The following is a 17,860-nucleotide window of genomic DNA, read 5'->3' on the forward strand; positions in this document are numbered from 1 at the left end:
AACGACGGCCTAAGAAGCTGCGACGGCAATAAAAATAACAACAGTCGCAACGGAAAGGTGTCCCGCCTCGAATAACAATAAAAATGAGGCTTGGCTGGTCACAGAGTCGGCGACCATGCAGCCATGTCGGTAATAAAAATAATAACCCGATCGCGCAGCTTGAGATGCCCAAACTTTGTGATCAGCACCCCCACTACTCTGCCTCGCAACGATCCCTTTTCACCCCCTCTTCTGCTCTCGCTTTCATCTTAGATACTTGTCACATGCGCCAACTGCACAGTCGCAGCTACCGCGCCGGGCTACAGATACCCCCGCGTAGATGCTATGATGCGCCACCTTAATTGTCCTATTCTCGAGACAGCGACTCTGCACTGATGCTCACATCGTTTTCTATTCTATTACTGGTTATCGCCATCCCCTTGCTGGGCTTCCTGTATGTCCAGCGTACGATTGGACGAACACCGAAGTCGGAATCCAGCCTGGCCCCTGCGCCGCTTGGCGCCGAAGATCTGCCGCTGGGCGAGAAACGCGTCATCCCGGAAGAGGAACACCGCATTCCGCGCCAGAAGCTGGACGACAACGCGATGAAGGTGGTCTACCGGTTGCAGGATGAGGGCTATGATGCCTTCCTGGTCGGCGGCTGCGTGCGCGACCTGCTGCAGGGCATCCAGCCAAAGGACTTCGATGTCGCCACCTCCGCCCATCCGGAAGAGGCCGAAGAGCTGTTCCGCCGTTCACGTCTGATCGGGCGCCGTTTCAAGTTGCTGCACGTACGTTTTGGCCGGGAGCTGATCGAGGTCGCCACCTTCCGTGCAGGACACGACAGCGATGACAACGACGGCGAACATGGCCGCCAGGCCGAGTCCGGCATGATTCTGCGCGACAATGTGTACGGCACCATCGAAGAGGATGCCCTGCGCCGCGACTTTACCATCAACGCGCTCTACTACTGCGTCCGCGACCACAGCATCCACGATTTTGCCAACGGCTACACCGATCTGAAAAAGCGCCAGATCCGCATGATCGGCGATCCGGAAGCGCGCTACCGGGAAGATCCGGTACGCATGCTGCGTGCGGCCCGCTTTGCCGCCAAGCTCGGCTTCGAGATCGAGCCGGGTACGGCACAGCCGATCCATAAACTGGGTCCAATGCTGACTCGCATCGCCCCGGCGCGCCTGTTCGACGAAGCCCTTAAACTGCTGCAAAGCGGTCACGGCGAAGCCTCCCTGCGTCAGCTCAAGCGTTTCGACCTGTTCCGCACCCTGTTCCCCCAGACCGATGCCATGCTCGACTCGGAGGAGTATCCGGTGGAGACCCTGGTGTACCAGGCACTGGCCAACACCGATCGGCGCCTGGCTCAGGGCAAGAGCGTCACCCCCGCATTCCTGTTTGCCGCCCTGCTTTGGTACCCGATGCAACGTCGCTTGCAGGAGCTGCTGGACGAACGTGACCAGCCCCCGCTGCAGTGTCTGCACCAGGCGGCCAACGAGGTACTGGCCGAGCAGGTACGCTCCACCGCGATCCCGCGCCGCTTCTCCGCACCTGTGCGCGAGATCTGGGAGCTTCAGCAGCGTCTGCCGCGTCGCAATCGCGCCGACCAGCTGCTGACCCACCCGCGCTTCCGCGCCGCTTACGACCTGCTGTTACTGCGCGAGAACAGCGGTGAAGCGCTGGATGGACTGAGTCAGTGGTGGACCGATTTCCAGAACGCCGACGAACAGCAACGCCATGAGATGCAGCGCGGCGCCGGACGCAGTGGCGAGGGCTCATCCGCGCCGAAAAAACGTCGCCGCCGTCGCAAGAGCAGCGGTCAGAGCTCCAACAATGACTGATACCCTGCGCTGCTTTATCGGTCTGGGCAGCAATCTGGACGATCCGCGACAGCAGGTGTTGCGCGCGCTCGACGAACTCGCCGCGCTCGACGACTGCCGCCTCGGCCTGCGCTCATCCCTGTACCGCTCCGATCCCGTCGGCCCCCAGGATCAACCCGATTTCATCAACGCCGTGGCCGAACTCCATACCAGCCTGGACGCGGAAACGCTGCTCGATCGGCTGCAGATGATCGAACAGCAGCACCGGCGTGTTCGCGAGCGCCACTGGGGGCCACGTACGCTCGATCTCGATCTGTTGCTGTACGGCAACGCGTCGATCGCAACCGAACGGCTGAAAGTACCCCATCCTTACATGAGCGAACGAAGCTTCGTACTCTGGCCTCTGGCCGAAATCGCCCCGGAGCTGAGACTGCCTGATGGCACCACGCTGGAAGGGCTATTAGCCCTTTGCCCCATGGGCACGCTTGAGCGCTTACCGCTATAATCCGCCCTGTCTGACGCCAATCGAGAAGCCTGTATGAGCAACGTCACCCTGCACACCCTGAGCGAACGCAAGGCCGCCGGCGACAAGTTCGCGGCGCTGACCGCCTACGATGCCACCTTTGCACACCTGATCAGTAGCGCCGGTGTCGAAATGATCCTGGTCGGCGACTCCCTCGGCATGGTGCTCCAGGGCCACGACAGTACGCTGCCGGTAAGCCTCAAGGACATGGCCTACCACACCGCCTGTGTCGCCCGCGGCAATCAAGGCGCCATGATCATGGCCGATCTGCCGTTCATGAGCTACGCCACCGCCGAGCAGGCGATGAGCTCATCCGCCGTACTGATGCAGGCGGGCGCCCATATCATCAAGATCGAGGGTGGCCGCTGGCTGTGCGACAGCATCAGCCGGCTGTGCGAGCGCGGCGTGCCGGTCTGCGCTCACCTGGGCTTGACGCCTCAGGCAGTGAATAAACTGGGCGGCTACCGCGTGCAGGGCCGCAGCCGCGAGTCGGCACTGGCGATGATCGAGGATGCGCGCATGCTCGAGGAAGCCGGCGCCAGCATGCTGCTGCTCGAATGTGTCCCTTCGGTGCTGGCGCAGGAGATCACCCTGAACGCGGGCATCCCGGTCATCGGCATCGGCGCCGGCCCGCATACCGATGCCCAGGTGCTGGTACTTCAGGATATGCTGGGGATTACGCCGGGACGGCGCCCCCGATTCGTCAAGGACTTCATGGCGGAAAGCGAGAGCATCGAAGCGGCCATCCGCCTCTATGCCGAGCAGGTCCGAAACTCCAGTTTCCCGAGTAAAGAGCATGGATTCGAATAACAAGCTGCAGACCCTAACCACCATTGCCGAACTGCGCTCACGGCTGAACAGCGAACGCACCAATGGCAAGCGTATCGCTCTGGTTCCCACCATGGGCAACCTGCATCAGGGCCACCTGCGCCTGGTTGAAACCGCAGTCGCCAATGCCGATTTCGTGGTCGCCTCGATCTTCGTCAACCCGCTGCAGTTCGGCCCCAACGAGGATCTCGAGCGCTACCCACGTACGCTGGCAGAGGATCAGGCACAGCTGGAGGCGTTCGGTTGCAACCTTCTGTTTGCACCCAGCGAAGCCGAGGTTTATCCACAGGGCCGCAACGGCCAGACCTTCGTCGAGGTGCCGGGCATTTCCGATCTATACTGCGGCGCCAGCCGACCAGGCCACTTTCGCGGTGTGACCACCATCGTCAACAAGCTGTTCAATCTGATTCAACCCGATGTCGCCATATTTGGCTGCAAGGATTATCAGCAGTTGCATGTCATCCGTCGCATGGTCGACGATCTGTCGATGCCGGTGGAGCTGATCGGCGTCAGCACCGAGCGTGCCGCCAACGGCCTGGCGCTGAGCTCGCGTAACGGCTATCTGACCGAGGCTGAGCTGGCCATCGCACCGGCGCTCTATGCCACGCTCTGCGACCTGCGCGCCGCGCTGCAGGCGGGCGACAGCGACCATGCCCGACTGATCGAGCATGCCCAACAGCATCTGGAGCGCAACGGCTTCCTGCGCGATTACATCCATATCCTGCGCCGCTCCGATATGCTCGCCGCCAATGCGAGCGACCGGGAGCTGGTGATTATCGCCGCCGCCTATCTTGGCGCCGCCCGTTTGATCGACAATATTGAAGTCGATCTATGACAGCTCGGGCGCACCGTTTTTGTGCGCCTGAATATATCTCACAAATATCCCTCCATAGTCTCATCCTTGTGCGCTTGACAGGCTGTCAAGCCTTACAGCAGACTCAGAAAGGTCTGACACCCACCCATTTATCGAGGCTGGGCTGTTCCTGGCTCGCTATCCGCTACTCATGCAATCTCCCGGTCATCAGATCGCTTTAGCATGGACCGCTGGATTCACAACAAGATAATGTTGAGTTAAGAGAGGCACACATATGCGCGACGTCGTTATCGTTGCTGCCGGTCGCACGGCCGTAGGCACCTTCAACGGATCACTGGCTTCACTCAAGGCATCCGATCTGGGCGCCACGGTCATCAAGGCCCTGCTGGAAAAATCCGGTATTGCTCCCTCCGCTGTCGATGAAGTGATTCTCGGTCAGGTACTCACCGCCGGTTGCGGCCAGAACCCCGCTCGCCAGGCCTGCCTGAATGGCGGCCTGAGCCAGGAAACACCGGCGATGACCATCAACAAGGTCTGCGGTTCCGGCCTCAAGGCGCTGCAGCTGGCCACTCAGGCGATCCGCTGCGGCGATGCCGAGATCATCATCGCCGGCGGCCAGGAGAGCATGTCCCAGTCGCCCCACGTACTGCCCAACTCCCGCAACGGCGCGCGCATGGGTGACTGGAAGATGGTCGACACCATGGTCAACGATGGCCTCTGGGACGCCTTCAACGACTACCACATGGGTATCACCACCGAGAACATCGTCGAGAAATACGGCTTCACCCGCGAAGAGCAGGACGCCTTCGCCACCGCTTCGCAGAACAAAGCGGAAGCGGCCGTAACCTCCGGCCGCTTCAAGGACGAGATCATTCCGGTCAGCATCCCGCAGCGCAAGGGCGATCCGATCGTCTTCGATACCGACGAACAGCCGCGCTTCGGCTGCACCGCCGAGGCGCTGGCGAAACTGCGTCCGGCATTCAAAAAGGACGGTACCGTCACCGCGGGCAACAGCTCTACCATCAACGACGGCGCCGCCGCGGTGATCCTCTGCTCGGCAGAAAAAGCCGCAGAACTGGGGCTGCCGGTGCTGGCACGGATCAAGGCCTATGCATCCGCCGGTGTCGATCCTGCCATCATGGGCACCGGTCCGATCTGCGCCACCACCAAGGCGCTGGAAAAGGCCGGCTGGTCCATCAACGACCTGGAACTGATCGAGGCCAACGAGGCGTTCGCCGCCCAGGCGATGTCCGTGAACAAGGACCTGGGCTGGAACACCGAGATCGTCAACGTCAACGGCGGTGCCATCGCCCTGGGACATCCGATCGGCGCTTCCGGTTGCCGCATCCTGGTCTCCCTGGTGCACGAGATGATCAAGCGCGATGCCAAGAAAGGCCTGGCCACCCTATGTATAGGCGGCGGCATGGGTACCGCACTGGCGATCGAGCGCGACTAACGCCTTAGCAAACTCTCCCCTAAACGGGCGGCCCTGGTGCCGCCCGTTGCCCGTTTTCGTTGCACCTCCTCGCCCTCAGCTAAGCTTAAATTATCAGAGCTGCATCCGGGCCCGCTGACGAGCCCGAGGAGAGGTGATGAAACTGTTTCGTCCCACATTGCTGCTGGGCCTGCTACTGCTGATCGCCGGCTCGACCTGGTTGCTGCTGCCAAGCGAAGGCGCAATCCAGCAACGTTACGGAGACCTGCCCAAAGTACTCGATGCACCGCCGCGACCCACCGGGCAACTGACCTCTTACCAGGGCCCCCACCCGTCCAACTGGATCAGGCCCGCCGATCCCTACCCCTACCCGATTCAACCAGGCCAGGTAGGCCCCTTTCAACCGCTCTACAGCGGCCCCCTGAGCTACCCTTTCGCCTGCGACGGCGAGCGCGCCGGATTCGGCCAGCCGCTGGTCGACAACCACAAGGGTTACGGCGTACCGGTCTATAAACAGGAAGCGGGCCAGGACCAACGCCCCATCGGCTACAGCAAGGACTGCCTCTATCCGACCCGCATCGACTACCTGTATAACCGCGTCGGCACCGATCGCTTCTATCCTCTCGATCAGGCACGGGACGATATCGCCCGACTAACTCTGAATGGAGCCAGCATCGAATTTATCGTGCGTGTGGAGAGCGGCACGATCAATCGTTTCATCTACACCCTCACCACCTTAAAAGGTCCCGACGATACCCCTCAATCGCCGGATATGCGCTACTGGAACGGCGATCTGATCTACCAGTTCAAAGGTGGTGTCGGTATCGGCTTTCGCCAGGGACGGATGGGGGTAGCCGACATGGCCGAGCGGCGTATCGAGCAGTTGCGCCGCGGCTACGCGATCGCCAGCTCAACCGGCAACCACACCTCCAACCACTACAATATCTGGCTGTCGGAAGAGACCGCGCTGAGGGTCAAGCATCAGTTCATCGCCCGCTACGGCAAGCCCCGCTATACCCTCGGCATCGGCGGATCCGGCGGCGCCATTCAGCAGTACCTGATCGGCCAGAACGGCAGTCAGCTGCTTGATGCCGGGGTTGCCCTGTACGCCTATCCCGACATGTTAACGCAGACGATCTACGTCTTCGATTGCGAGTTGCTGGAGTACTATTTCGATCAACTGGCGCGTGGCTACTGGAACTGGCCCGAACGGCGCCAGATAGAGGGCCTCAACGCGCTGGCGGGCATTGAGGACGAGCGCACTTGGGTCTATGAACTGGCGATGCTGGTGCACGGCAGCCTGCCCCGCTTCCCCCTGGGCACCAGCGAGTGCGTGCATGGCTGGCGTGGCCTCACCGCCCTGGTCAACAATCCGCGCTTTATCCACTTCTACCCGCGATTTTCGAAACGCCTGCAGCAGCGTATCGACTGGACCTACTGGGAGGACCTGCGCCACATCTTCGGCAGCGGCGCCGATGGCTACGCATTGCAGACCTGGGACAATGTGGGTGTGCAGTACGGTTTACGAGCACTGCGTGCCGCTGAGATAAGCCCGAAGACCTTTCTGCACCTGAACGCCAACATCGGCGGCTGGAAAGCGCCGGAGGAGATGCGTGCCGAACGCTACTGGCGCATCAATGGCAGCAGCCTGTTCGAATTCAGTCCCTGGAGTCACCACAACATGCAGCTGTCGCCGGATCGCGGTCGCACGCCGGCACAACGCAGCACCGCTTCACCCGAGGCGATCGCGGCCGCCTTCCGCTCAGGTCTGGTGTTCACCGGCAACCTCGATATTCCGATTATCGACCTGCGCCACTACCTGGAGCCGGAGCTGGATATGCACCATCTGAGCGCCGCGTTCAGCAGCCGCCTGCGCCTGCAGCGTGCCGGGAGGGAGGAGAAACAGCTGATCTGGGTGACCGAAAAACCCCACGCACCGATCGATGGGGCGCTCGAGCTGTTGACCCGATGGCTGCAGCGTGACGAACGCCCCGCCGAGGCACAGGACCGCTGCTATCGCGGCGACGGCAGCCTGATCGCGTCGGGGCCTGATGTTTGGGATGGCGAGTGGAACGCGCAGCGTACAGGCGCCTGTATGCAGTTCTATCCGATCTACGGCACCTCACGCAGCCAGGCCGGCGAAGATCTGCGTGGCGACCTGTTCAAGTGCCGTTTGATCGACGTGGACGGTGCTCTGGCTCGCGGCGACTATGCGCCTGTCGATATGACCCCATACCGGGCCCGGCTGAAGCAGATCTTTCCACAGGGGGTATGCGACTACACTCAATCAGGCATCGGCCAATCCGGAATCGGCCAGCCCGATTGAAGCTCAAGCGGTGGCGATGGCGCCCTTGCCTATGCCCTCGAACGCGCGCACCTCGATGGCATCCTGTGGATAAGCCTGCTTGATCTGTTGCGCCAGGTGCTCGGCGATGCGCTCCACCGTCGACTCGGTGTCGATATCGTAGCAGCAGCGAGCGGGCAGGCTCAGCTCGAAATGGCCCTGGGGTGCATCGTAGATATACAGGTGAGTTTCACCCAGCTGCTGCAGATGATCGCGGCTGCCGATATAGATATCTTTCAGCTTGTCCGCCCACTGCGCCTCAAGTTCAGTGTCGCGCCGACCGTTGCGCAGCAGCTGAATCGGGGAGCGATGGCCATGGGCGATACGCTGACAGTTGCCGGCATGCTGCTGCAGGCCATGGCTGTAGTGGTAGAAAGCGCCATCGATCCGCTCGGCGACAAATTCCAGCTGCACCCCGCTGACCTGCTCGGGAAAGAGCGCCAGCAGCTGCTCCCGACACCAACCGGCCAACCCCTGCTCATCGATGCGCTCCAGCTCGACCAGTGCGATCGCCTGATCCGGCGCACTGCAGCTGAGTTCGTCGCCCTCGGGGTAGCGCCAACGCAATCGGGTGATGCCGCCACTGCGCTCACAGTCGAGGCCTTCCAGCCCGGTGGCGACCACCAGACAGTGGTCAACAGTGTTGTCCAGCCACTGCTTGACCCGCTTTTTGACCGTGCCGAAGTCACAGATCATCCCCTGCTGATCCAGCGCGCCGTCCAGCACCAGATTGACCGCCCAGGACTCGCCCAGCAATCCGCGTTGCGGATCGATATAGGAGAAATCGACATGGGTCAGGTTTTCAACAAACAGCTTCACGGCGGCCTCGTCAGGGATGAAAGGGGCGTTATTTTACCCTATCAATATGGTCAAGATCTAAGAAATCAGCACTCACTTCGCTATACTAGCCGCTTTTCAACGAACGATTACCCCAATGCGACTGGATAAATATCTCGCCAAAGCGACCGGCTTCTCCCGCAAGGAGGTCAAACGCCTGCTGCACGCCGATGAGGTGCGCGTCAACGGCGACCCCGAACGCAACCCGGCCCGCCATATACAGGATAGTGACAGCGTCGAGCTCGACGGCCTGGCGATGGATAAGCCCGAGCCGCGCTACCTGATGCTGTACAAACCCGAGGGGGTAGTCTGCGCCAACGACGACCCGACTTATCCGACGGTGCTGTCGCCGGTGGAGCTGCCGCGGGCCGAGGAGATGCATATCGCCGGCCGCCTGGATATTGACACCACCGGTCTGGTATTGATCACCGACGACGGCAAATGGGCACATAAGGTCACCTCACCGCGGCACAAGACCGGCAAGGTCTATCGGGTGACCACCGCAGATCCGATACCGGCAGATGCGGTGGACAAATTTGCCAGCGGGATCAAGCTCAACAGCGAACCCTTTCCGACCAAGCCCGCGGAGCTGACGCTGCTGAGCGATACCGAGGCACGCGTGGTGCTGCATGAGGGGCGCTACCACCAGGTCAAGCGGATGTTCGCCGCCCTCGGTAACCGGGTCACCAGCCTGCACCGCGAAAGCATCGGCGCCATCGTCCTCGACGACAACCTGTTCCCCGGCGAATACCGAGCTCTGACCGACGACGAGATCAACAGCATCTGACCATGACCGATCCCGTACTCAATCTACTGCTTCAGGACCTTCGCCACAGGAGCGAACGTACACTCTGGCTGGTCGACGAGAATATTCCCGCCGACCTGTGCCCGGCACAGCCCGGGTTTGAGGTGATCGGCAACCGTTTCGACCTGATCCAGGCACTCAGCGCCCGGGGCTGGACGACGGAGTTCAGCGACTTCGACCTCAGCAGGTACCCGGACAACTCGCTGCAGCGAATCATCTACCGTGTCTCCAAGGAGAAGCCGGTGGTGCACTACCTGATCAACCAGGCCGCACGACTGCTGCAAACCGAGGGCGAGCTGATCCTGATCGGCGACAAGAGTGAAGGGATCAAAACTTACAGTCGCAAGGCGCAGCAACGTCTCGGCGGCACTCGCGAGGAGCGTAAGCAGGGCTCGGCCTGGCGTGCTGTGCTCACACGCGGCAGCGCAACCGATGAACCGCTCGAAGACCAGCAATACCGCCAGTTGCGCCCGCTGGCACTGGATGCCGGCGAGCCCTACCTGAGCAAGCCCGGACTCTATGGCTGGAACAAGGTCGACCGCGGCAGCGCGTTTCTGCTTGAGCAGTTACCGGCGATGCTGGGCCAGCCCCTGCCGTTGCGCGGACGCGTACTCGACCTGGGCTGCGGCTTCGGCTACCTGGCGCTGAATGCCTGTGATTCCGATACCCTGCTGACCTGCACCGACAATAACGCCGCTGCACTCTACGCCTGCAGGGAGAACCTGGCGCACAGAGACCTGCACGGCGAGGTGATCGCCAGCGACGCGGGCAGGGAGCTTCAGCCCGGCTTCGATACCATTATGTGCAACCCGCCGTTCCACGCCGGTTTCGGTGTCGAGGGGGATCTGACCGACCGCTTTCTGGAGCAGACCCGCCGCCTGCTCGCGCCGGGGGGCAGCGCCTGTTTCGTGGTCAATCTGCATATTCCGCTGGAGCGAAAGGCTCAGGGCCGGTTTGCGCAGATCCGCTGCCATGCCGATAATGGTCACTTTAAACTCATACACTTAAGCCAAGCACTTTAGCGTTCACTCACCGGGAGAGTTATGGCCTTCGATTATCTGCGTCAGACGCTGTTCTTCTTTCGTCAGCATCTACTGGCGCTGGCGGCGATACAGCTGCCGTTCCTGATCCTGCTCGCCTTCGCCAACTACCTGCTGCTTGGGGATCTCAGCGATACCAGCGACCCGGAGCTGCAGATGAACACCGGCCTGGCATCACTGCTCCGCCTGCTGCTGCTGCCGCTTTATCTGGGTGGTACCATCATCTACCTGCAGTCGGTGATCGACGACAGGCCCGTTCACCCACTGACTGCGGTGCTGAGCAGCCTGGGCTGCTGGGGCCGGCTGCTGCTGACCTATGTGCTCAACGCACTGGCGGTGTCACTGGGACTGATGCTGCTGATCGTCCCCGGGGTGTACTTCGGCGTGCGCTTCGCCGTAGCTGACTATGCCTGTGTACTTGAGCGTCGCAGCCCTATCGACGCCATGCGCAACAGCTGGGAGATTACGCCAGAGTACTTCTGGGTTCTGTTCCAGGGCCTGGCGCTGCTGATGGGCGGCCTGTTCCTGGCCAACATCAGCCTGACCCGCGCCTTCGGCGATCAGACACTGCTGGTTGCACTGAGCTCGATCCTGTTCGACTTCCTCAGCGTTCTGGTCACCATCTACGGCTTTCGCATCTACTGCGTGATTCGCCAGGAACAGCGCACCTAAGCTGCCGACTAGCTGATTCGGCGGGTAGCAGTAAAAGCTATCCGGCGAAAGCGACAGACACAAAAAAGCCCTCTTGCGAGGGCTTTTTCATGGCCGGCCAGTCTTAGTTGGAGACTGACTCGTCCTCTTCCAGGTCCTTCATCGACAGCTTGATGCGGCCGCGTACATCCACATCCAGCACCTTGACCTTGACCACGTCATCCATGTTGACGAAATCGGTGACCTTGTTGACACGCTCCTTGGCGATCTGGGAGATATGCACCAGACCATCCTTGCCGGGCAGGATGTTGACGAAGGCACCGAAGTCTTCGATGCGTACCACCTTACCTTCGTAGATCTTGCCCACTTCAGCTTCGGCGGTGATCGCCATGACGCGATCCAGCGCTGCCTTGCCCTTGGCCTTGTCGTCGGCGTAGATGCGTACGGTGCCGTCATCTTCGATATCGATCATGGCGCCGGTCTCTTCGGTCAGCGCACGGATGGTGGCGCCGCCCTTGCCGATCAGGTCACGGATCTTCTCCGGGTTGATCTTGATCAGCTGCATCGCCGGTGCATTATCCGGCAGCTCCGGACGGGAGTAACCGATCACCTTGGCCATCTCTTGCAGGATGTGCTTGCGCGCTTCGCACGCCTGCTCCAGTGCGATCTCCATGATCTCTTCGGTGATACCGGTGATCTTGATATCCATCTGCAGGGCGGTCACGCCCGCTTCGGTACCGGCAACCTTGAAGTCCATATCGCCCAGGTGATCTTCATCACCGAGGATATCGGTCAGCACCGCAAAGCGGTCGTTCTCTTTCACCAGACCCATAGCGATACCGGCCACCGGTGCCTTCAGCGGCACACCGGCGTCCATCATCGACAGCGAGGCGCCACAGACGGAGGCCATGGAGCTGGAGCCGTTGGACTCGGTGATTTCGGACACGATACGGATGGTGTACGGGAACTCTTCCTGGGTCGGCAGCACCGCGGCAACACCGCGACGGGCCAGACGACCGTGACCGATCTCGCGACGACCGGCACCGCCCATACGACCCGCTTCACCGACGGAGTAGGGAGGGAAGTTGTAGTGCAGCATGAACGGATCTTTACGCTCGCCTTCCAGCGCATCGATGATCTGCTGATCGCGGCTGGTACCCAGGGTACAGGTCGCGATGGACTGGGTCTCGCCACGGGTGAACAGGGCGGAACCGTGTACGCCTTTGAGCAGGTCGATCTCGACACTGATCGGACGCACGGTCTTGGTGTCACGACCGTCGATACGCGGCTCGCCGTCGATGATGCGGTTACGCACGATCTCTTTCTCCAGCGAACTGAAGATACCGGCCACCTCTTTGCCGCTCGGCTGTCCCTCTTCGCTGCCGGACAGGCTTTCAACCGCCTGGCTGCGCAGTTCGGACAGGGCGTTCTGACGCTGCATCTTATCGGCGATCTGGTAAGCAGAGGCGATGCCGGCACCGACCAGTTCACGGACCTGGGCAATCAGCGCCTCATTTTTCGCTGCCGGCTGCCAATCCCACTTCGGCTTGCCCGCTTCGGCGACCAGTTCGTTGATGGCGTTGACCACCACCTGCATCTCCTGATGCGCAAACAGCACGGCGCCGAGCATCTCGTCTTCGGTCAGCTCCTTGGCTTCGGACTCAACCATCAGTACCGCATCGCCGGTACCGGCCACGACCATGTCCAGCTCAGAAGTGGCCAGCTGCTCGTAGGTCGGGTTCAGGATGTAGCCTTCCGCTTCGGTGAAACCGACACGGGCACCGCCGATCGGGCCCATGAACGGCAGACCGGAGATTGCCAGCGCCGCCGAGGTACCGATCATCGCTGCGATATCCGGATCGTTGACCTTGTCGGCGGACATGACGGTACAGATCACCTGCACTTCGTTCATGAAGCCTTTCGGGAACAGCGGACGGATCGGACGGTCGATCAGACGTGAGGTCAGGGTTTCCTTCTCGGACGGACGTGCTTCACGCTTGAAGAAGCCACCCGGGATACGGCCTACGGCGTAGTACTTCTCCTGATAGTGTACGGAGAGCGGGAAGAAATCCTGTCCCTCTTTGGTTTCCTTGGCGCCGACAACGGTACACAGCACCTGTACACCGCCCATGGTAACCATGACGGCACCGGTGGCCTGACGGGCGACCTTGCCGGTTTCGAGGGTGACTGTGTGGTTGCCGTACTGGAATGTTTTAGTAATCGCTTGCACGGTTTACTCCTTGGAGTTGTGTGAACGGTAACTCGCGAGTGCTCAACCATGCCTTCTGTATAGCCTGTACTCAGTTGACTACCCGCGGATAGGCAATTGAGTACGGGCTCGATGATCGATAACACCCCGGGATACCGGATTGTTGTGATACCTGTCGTCCAGATATCGGAAACGCCGCATAAGACAGGGGCCATACAGTGTATGGCCCCCCGGTAACGCGGTTTTAGCGACGCAGACCCAGACGCCCGATCAGCTCGAGGTAACGGTCAGCATCTTTCTTCTTCAGGTAGTCCAGCAGCTTGCGACGCTGGTTTACCATCCGGATCAGACCGCGACGAGAGTGGTGGTCCTGCTTGTGAGCCTGGAAGTGGCCCTGCAGACCCTGGATGTTGGCGGTCAGCAGTGCAACCTGCACTTCCGGAGAACCGGTATCGCCTTCACCACGACCAAAATCAGCAACGATCTGCGCTTTCTGTTCAACGCTCAGAGACATTATTCAGCTCCTCATAATATGCACGCAACGGACTCAATCCGCTGCTGGTTTCAAGACGCGCTGGACCGAGCATATTTTCAGTCCAGCGTCGATGCCCCGGCGTTCCGGAACAATTCACTCGGCCGGTGCCGTGCTCATCAGCCGTTTCGGCTTCAGCAACCCGTCCTCCGACACTTCGCCGACCCCGATAAAGGTTTCGCTGCCGGCAATAAACAGTCTGACCTGGCCACGCTGCTCGAATATCGCCGAGCAACCCTGACCACATTGCAGCGCCTTGGCCTGCTCCTCACTCAACTCCAGTGCCGGCAGGCTGACCACTGCGGTCCAAGGCGGCAATAATACCTGATCCAGACGCGCTTGTATGCACTCCAGATCATCCCCCTCGCGAGGTTCTGCCAGTGCCTGCAACTGCTCCAGCGTCATCATCATCGCTTCCCGGTAGGGACCGGTCTCGATCCGACGCAGCATGCTGACATGGGCGCCGCAGCCGAGCAGCAGGCCGAGATCCTCGACGATGCTGCGGATGTAGGTGCCCTTGGAGCAGTAAACCTCAAGATCCAGCTCATCCGCGCGCAGATCGAGCAGTTTGATCTCGTGGATATTCACCTGCCGCGGCTTGACCTCGACCTCGATCCCCTTGCGCGCCAGTTTGTACAGCGGCTGGCCGTTGAGCTTGAGCGCCGAATAGATTGACGGCACCTGCTCGATCTGGCCGCTGAAGTGCTGCTCGAGCAGCACTTCGATCCGTTCACGGGTCAGGTCGGTCGGCACCGGTTTGGTTTCGACCACCTCACCGTCGGCATCGCTGCTGTCGGTGCGCACCCCCAACTTGGCGGTGGTGCGGTAGCGCTTGTCCGAATCAAGCAGAAACTGCGAATACTTCGTCGCCTCACCCAGGCAGATCGGTAGCATGCCGGTGGCCAGCGGATCGAGAGCACCGGTATGCCCCGCCTTGGCCGCACCATAGAGCCGTTTTACCCTCTGCAGCGCGCCATTGGAGGAGAGTCCGCCGGGCTTATCCAGCAAAAAGACGCCGTCGATGCGGCGTCCTTTTGGTTTACGCGCCATGCCTATTCCTCGCTATCCGAGTCGTTCTGCGGGCGCGTTTTCTCCTGCTGGTAAGCGCTTTCGATCAGGCTATGCAGGCGGCGTCCACGCTCCACGCTCTCATCGAAATGGAAGCGCAACTGCGGCATGATCCGCAGCTTGATGCCGCGGGCCAGTTCCGAGCGCAGGAAGCCGGCGGCCGAGTTGAGCACTTTCAGCGATGCCTTGATCGCTTCAGCCTCCTCCTGGTCGCCAAACGGCATCACCGTGACATAGACATCGGCATAGCCAAGGTCCTTGCTGACCTTGGCATGGCTGATGGTGACCATCCCCAGACGCGGATCCTTGATCTCGCGCTGGATCAGGACGGCCAGATCGCGCTGGATCTGGTCCGCCACCCGGTCGGTACGTTTGAACTCTCGTGCCATACGGCTCTCTTTCCTACCTGCAGGTCAGGCTAATTACAGGGTACGCTGAACTTCGACGGTGTCGTAGACCTCGATCTGGTCGCCGACCTTGACGTCATTGTAGTTCTTGACGCCGATACCGCACTCCATACCCTGGCGTACTTCGGCCACCGCATCCTTGAAGCGACGCAGAGACTCCAGCTCACCCTCGTAGATCACCACGTTGTCGCGCAGGACACGAATACGCTTGTTGCGGTACACGGTGCCCTCGATGACCATACAGCCGGCAATCGCACCCAGCTTCGGCGAACGGAATACGTCGCGAACCTCGGCGATACCGACGATATCCTCGCGGTATTCCGGTGACAGCAGCCCCACCATCGCCTGCTTGACGTCGTCGATGATGTCGTAGATGACGCTGTAGTAGCGCAGCTCAAGCTCTTCCCGCTCGACGATGGCACGGGCCTGCGCATCGGCACGCACGTTGAAGCCGATCAGGATCGCCGAAGACGCCAGCGCCAGGTTGGCATCGGTCTCACCGATACCGCCGACACCGCTGGAGACGATGGTGACCTTGACCTCGTCGGTGGAGAGATCCTGCAGCGCCTGAGTCAGCGCCTCCAGAGAGCCACGTACGTCAGCCTTCAACACGATGTTCAGCGACTTGACCTCGCCAGCCTGCATGTTGGAGAACAGGTTCTCCAGCTTGGCCTTCTGCTGACGCGCCAGTTTGATCTCGCGGTATTTACCCTGACGGAACAGCGCCACTTCACGCGCTTTCTTCTCGCTGGACACTACGGTGAACTCGTCACCGGCATCCGGCGTACCGTCCAGGCCCTGGATCTCCACCGGGATGGCGGGGCCGGCCGTTTCGATCTGCGCACCGGACTCATCCAGCATCGCACGGACGCGGCCATAATGCAGGCCGGCCAGCACGATATCGCCCTTCTTCAGGGTGCCGTTCTGTACCAGGATGGTGGATACGGGACCGCGCCCCTTGTCGAGACGGGACTCGACCACCACACCCTGCGCCGGCGCTTCGGGCACAGCCTTGAGCTCGAGTACCTCGGCCTGCAGCAGCACCTTGTCGAGCAGGTCGTCGATCCCTTCACCGGTTTTCGCCGAAACGTGGGCAAACTGTACGTCGCCACCCCACTCTTCGGAGATAACGTCGAGCTGGGACAGCTCGCTCTTGACCCGGTCGGGATCCGCTTCCGGCTTATCGATCTTGTTCACCGCCACCACCAGCGGCACACCCGCGGCCTTGGCGTGCTGTACCGCCTCTTCGGTCTGCGGCATGACACCGTCATCCGCCGCCACGACCAGGATCACGATATCGGTCAGCTGAGCACCGCGCGCGCGCATGGCGGTAAACGCTGCGTGTCCCGGGGTATCGAGGAAGGTGATCATGCCGTTATCGGTTTCCACATGGTAGGCACCGATATGCTGGGTGATACCACCGGATTCGCCGGCCGCCACGCGGGTACGACGGATATGGTCGAGCAGCGAGGTCTTACCGTGGTCGACGTGACCCATGACGGTGACCACCGGTGCACGCGGCTGCTCCTCGCCCTGCTGAGCCTGGACGCTCTCGATCAGCGCATCCTCGATCGCATTCTCCTGCATCGGCTTGGCCACATGACCCATCTCCTCTACCACGAGGATCGCGGTATCCTGATCGATCACCTGGTTGATGGTCGCCATGGCGCCCATTTTGAACATCACCTTGATCACTTCCGCGGCTTTGATCGACATCTTCTTCGCCAGATCCGCTACGGTGATGCTCTCCGGAATGCTGACCTCATGCACGACAGGAGCGGTCGGCTTCTCGAAGCCGTGAACGTTGGGCTGGGTACGGCCCCGGGCGCCACGCTTGCCCGCCTTACCGCCACGACGAGAACCGCGCTCATCGTCATCAAAGCCTCGGCCCTTGCCTTTGCGCGGCTGGTCGTCGCTGGCGAAGTGCTTGCCCTTGCTGCGCTCCTTATCCTTACGCCGCGGCGCATCGTCACGCTTCGGCTCTGCCGCCACTTCGGCAGCCACCGGTGCCGGCTTGACGATTTCAGCTTGTACCTGAGGTTCCACTGCCGGCTTGGCTTCGGCTTCCACTTTCGCTTCGGCCGCAGCCACCGCAGGTTCCGCTTCAAGCGCAGTTTCTACAGCTGCAGGCTCCGCCTGTGCAGCAGTCTCGACCGGAGCCTCAACCGCGGTCGCTACTTCAGTTGCCTGCTCGGTCTCGGCCGCTACGACTTCGTCGTCCTTCTGCTCTTCAAGCTCGGTGCGTTTGACGTAGGTACGCTTCTTGCGCACCTCGATGTTGACCGTCTTGCGCTTGCCCGAGGCACCTGCCACCTTCAACTGCGAGGTGGTCTTGCGCTTCAGGGTGATCTTCTTCGGTTCACCCGAGTCGGTTTCTTCACCGTGGCTACGCTTCAGGTAGGCCAACAGCGACTGACGCTCGTGCTCAGATACCATCGAGCTGTCGTGTTTGTCATCAATGCCCGCTTCCTGCATCTGCTTCAGCAAACGCTCAACGGATACACCAACCACATCGGCAAGTTGTTTAACCGTGACTTCTGCCATAAATGGTCTCTC

The 17,860-nt window shown here is 61.0% G+C and carries 15 protein-coding genes; 9 read left to right on the forward strand and 6 right to left on the reverse strand.

Translation table 11 applies throughout. The features are described 5' to 3' along the window. Positions 1 to 374: 374 nt before the first annotated feature. The 6 genes from pcnB (at position 375) to KQ940_RS12755 (ending at position 7,737) form a co-directional block, all read left to right on the forward strand. Entirely contained in the window at positions 375 to 1,832 is a 1,458-nt protein-coding gene (gene pcnB, locus KQ940_RS12730; protein ID WP_217414030.1) for a polynucleotide adenylyltransferase PcnB, read from the forward strand. Next, entirely contained in the window at positions 1,825 to 2,316 is a 492-nt protein-coding gene (gene folK / locus KQ940_RS12735) for a 2-amino-4-hydroxy-6-hydroxymethyldihydropteridine diphosphokinase (RefSeq protein WP_217414031.1), read from the forward strand. The genes pcnB and folK overlap by 8 nt, the downstream gene beginning before the upstream one ends. Before the next feature lie 33 nt (positions 2,317 to 2,349). Next, positions 2,350 to 3,144: a 3-methyl-2-oxobutanoate hydroxymethyltransferase gene (gene panB, locus KQ940_RS12740; protein WP_217414032.1), complete on the forward strand. Its 795-nt coding sequence runs from the start codon at positions 2,350 to 2,352 to the stop codon at positions 3,142 to 3,144. A 4-nt stretch (positions 3,145 to 3,148) separates the two neighbouring features. After that, on the forward strand, positions 3,149 to 3,997 hold the full coding sequence (gene panC / locus KQ940_RS12745; protein WP_217414163.1) for a pantoate--beta-alanine ligase: 849 nt from the start codon (positions 3,149 to 3,151) through the stop codon (positions 3,995 to 3,997). Positions 3,998 to 4,250: 253 nt separating this feature from the next. Next, entirely contained in the window at positions 4,251 to 5,432 is a 1,182-nt protein-coding gene (locus tag KQ940_RS12750; RefSeq protein ID WP_217414033.1) for an acetyl-CoA C-acetyltransferase, read from the forward strand. A gap of 136 nt (positions 5,433 to 5,568) precedes the next feature. Further along, on the forward strand, positions 5,569 to 7,737 hold the full coding sequence (locus KQ940_RS12755; protein ID WP_217414034.1) for a DUF6351 family protein: 2,169 nt from the start codon (positions 5,569 to 5,571) through the stop codon (positions 7,735 to 7,737). A 3-nt stretch (positions 7,738 to 7,740) separates the two neighbouring features. Here KQ940_RS12755 and KQ940_RS12760 read toward each other — a convergent pair whose 3' ends face one another. Continuing rightward, complete coding sequence (locus KQ940_RS12760) at positions 7,741 to 8,574, reverse strand: 6-carboxytetrahydropterin synthase (protein ID WP_217414035.1); 834 nt, start codon at positions 8,572 to 8,574, stop codon at positions 7,741 to 7,743. 115 nt (positions 8,575 to 8,689) lie between these two features. Here KQ940_RS12760 and rsuA point away from each other — a divergent pair, with 115 nt between their 5' ends. The 3 genes from rsuA to KQ940_RS12775 are packed head-to-tail and all read left to right on the forward strand — an operon-like array spanning position 8,690 to position 11,109. Then, entirely contained in the window at positions 8,690 to 9,379 is a 690-nt protein-coding gene (rsuA, locus tag KQ940_RS12765; RefSeq protein WP_217414037.1) for a 16S rRNA pseudouridine(516) synthase RsuA, read from the forward strand. 2 nt (positions 9,380 to 9,381) lie between these two features. Further along, positions 9,382 to 10,419 (forward strand): class I SAM-dependent methyltransferase, encoded by a 1,038-nt coding sequence (locus tag KQ940_RS12770; protein WP_217414038.1) that lies wholly within the window; start codon positions 9,382 to 9,384, stop codon positions 10,417 to 10,419. 21 nt (positions 10,420 to 10,440) lie between these two features. Continuing rightward, positions 10,441 to 11,109 (forward strand): YciC family protein, encoded by a 669-nt coding sequence (locus KQ940_RS12775; RefSeq protein WP_217414039.1) that lies wholly within the window; start codon positions 10,441 to 10,443, stop codon positions 11,107 to 11,109. Positions 11,110 to 11,212: 103 nt separating this feature from the next. Here KQ940_RS12775 and pnp read toward each other — a convergent pair whose 3' ends face one another. The 5 genes from pnp to infB all read right to left on the reverse strand — a co-directional run bounded on the left by pnp (position 11,213) and on the right by infB (position 17,848). Then, the gene (gene pnp, locus KQ940_RS12780; RefSeq protein ID WP_217414040.1) at positions 11,213 to 13,318 is read right to left on the reverse strand and encodes a polyribonucleotide nucleotidyltransferase; all 2,106 of its coding nucleotides are present in this window, start codon (positions 13,316 to 13,318) and stop codon (positions 11,213 to 11,215) included. A 223-nt stretch (positions 13,319 to 13,541) separates the two neighbouring features. Further along, positions 13,542 to 13,811, reverse strand: coding sequence for a 30S ribosomal protein S15 (gene rpsO, locus KQ940_RS12785; RefSeq protein WP_188749319.1), 270 nt, complete (start codon positions 13,809 to 13,811; stop codon positions 13,542 to 13,544). Between the two features lie 114 nt (positions 13,812 to 13,925). Then, entirely contained in the window at positions 13,926 to 14,879 is a 954-nt protein-coding gene (truB, locus tag KQ940_RS12790; RefSeq protein WP_217414041.1) for a tRNA pseudouridine(55) synthase TruB, read from the reverse strand. Positions 14,880 to 14,881: 2 nt separating this feature from the next. Beyond that, positions 14,882 to 15,286, reverse strand: coding sequence for a 30S ribosome-binding factor RbfA (gene rbfA, locus KQ940_RS12795; RefSeq protein ID WP_217414042.1), 405 nt, complete (start codon positions 15,284 to 15,286; stop codon positions 14,882 to 14,884). A 33-nt stretch (positions 15,287 to 15,319) separates the two neighbouring features. Further along, positions 15,320 to 17,848: a translation initiation factor IF-2 gene (infB, locus tag KQ940_RS12800; protein ID WP_217414044.1), complete on the reverse strand. Its 2,529-nt coding sequence runs from the start codon at positions 17,846 to 17,848 to the stop codon at positions 15,320 to 15,322. Positions 17,849 to 17,860: the final 12 nt, after the last annotated feature.

The organism is Marinobacterium ramblicola, from assembly GCF_019084545.1.
GTDB classification, from domain to species: domain Bacteria; phylum Pseudomonadota; class Gammaproteobacteria; order Pseudomonadales; family Balneatricaceae; genus Marinobacterium_D; species Marinobacterium_D ramblicola.

What these genes read in the sequence shown, in the direction of transcription:
- panB (WP_217414032.1), top strand. Translation starts at nt 2,350, where the DNA reads ATGAGCAACGTCACCCTGCACACCCTGAGCGAACGCAAGGCCGCCGGC.
- KQ940_RS12770 (WP_217414038.1), top strand. Translation starts at nt 9,382, where the DNA reads ATGACCGATCCCGTACTCAATCTACTGCTTCAGGACCTTCGCCACAGG.
- pcnB (WP_217414030.1), top strand. Translation starts at nt 375, where the DNA reads ATGCTCACATCGTTTTCTATTCTATTACTGGTTATCGCCATCCCCTTG.
- KQ940_RS12750 (WP_217414033.1), top strand. Translation starts at nt 4,251, where the DNA reads ATGCGCGACGTCGTTATCGTTGCTGCCGGTCGCACGGCCGTAGGCACC.
- KQ940_RS12755 (WP_217414034.1), top strand. Translation starts at nt 5,569, where the DNA reads ATGAAACTGTTTCGTCCCACATTGCTGCTGGGCCTGCTACTGCTGATC.
- rbfA (WP_217414042.1), bottom strand. Translation starts at nt 15,286, where the DNA reads ATGGCACGAGAGTTCAAACGTACCGACCGGGTGGCGGACCAGATCCAG.
- KQ940_RS12775 (WP_217414039.1), top strand. Translation starts at nt 10,441, where the DNA reads ATGGCCTTCGATTATCTGCGTCAGACGCTGTTCTTCTTTCGTCAGCAT.
- truB (WP_217414041.1), bottom strand. Translation starts at nt 14,879, where the DNA reads ATGGCGCGTAAACCAAAAGGACGCCGCATCGACGGCGTCTTTTTGCTG.
- rpsO (WP_188749319.1), bottom strand. Translation starts at nt 13,811, where the DNA reads ATGTCTCTGAGCGTTGAACAGAAAGCGCAGATCGTTGCTGATTTTGGT.
- folK (WP_217414031.1), top strand. Translation starts at nt 1,825, where the DNA reads ATGACTGATACCCTGCGCTGCTTTATCGGTCTGGGCAGCAATCTGGAC.
- infB (WP_217414044.1), bottom strand. Translation starts at nt 17,848, where the DNA reads ATGGCAGAAGTCACGGTTAAACAACTTGCCGATGTGGTTGGTGTATCC.
- rsuA (WP_217414037.1), top strand. Translation starts at nt 8,690, where the DNA reads ATGCGACTGGATAAATATCTCGCCAAAGCGACCGGCTTCTCCCGCAAG.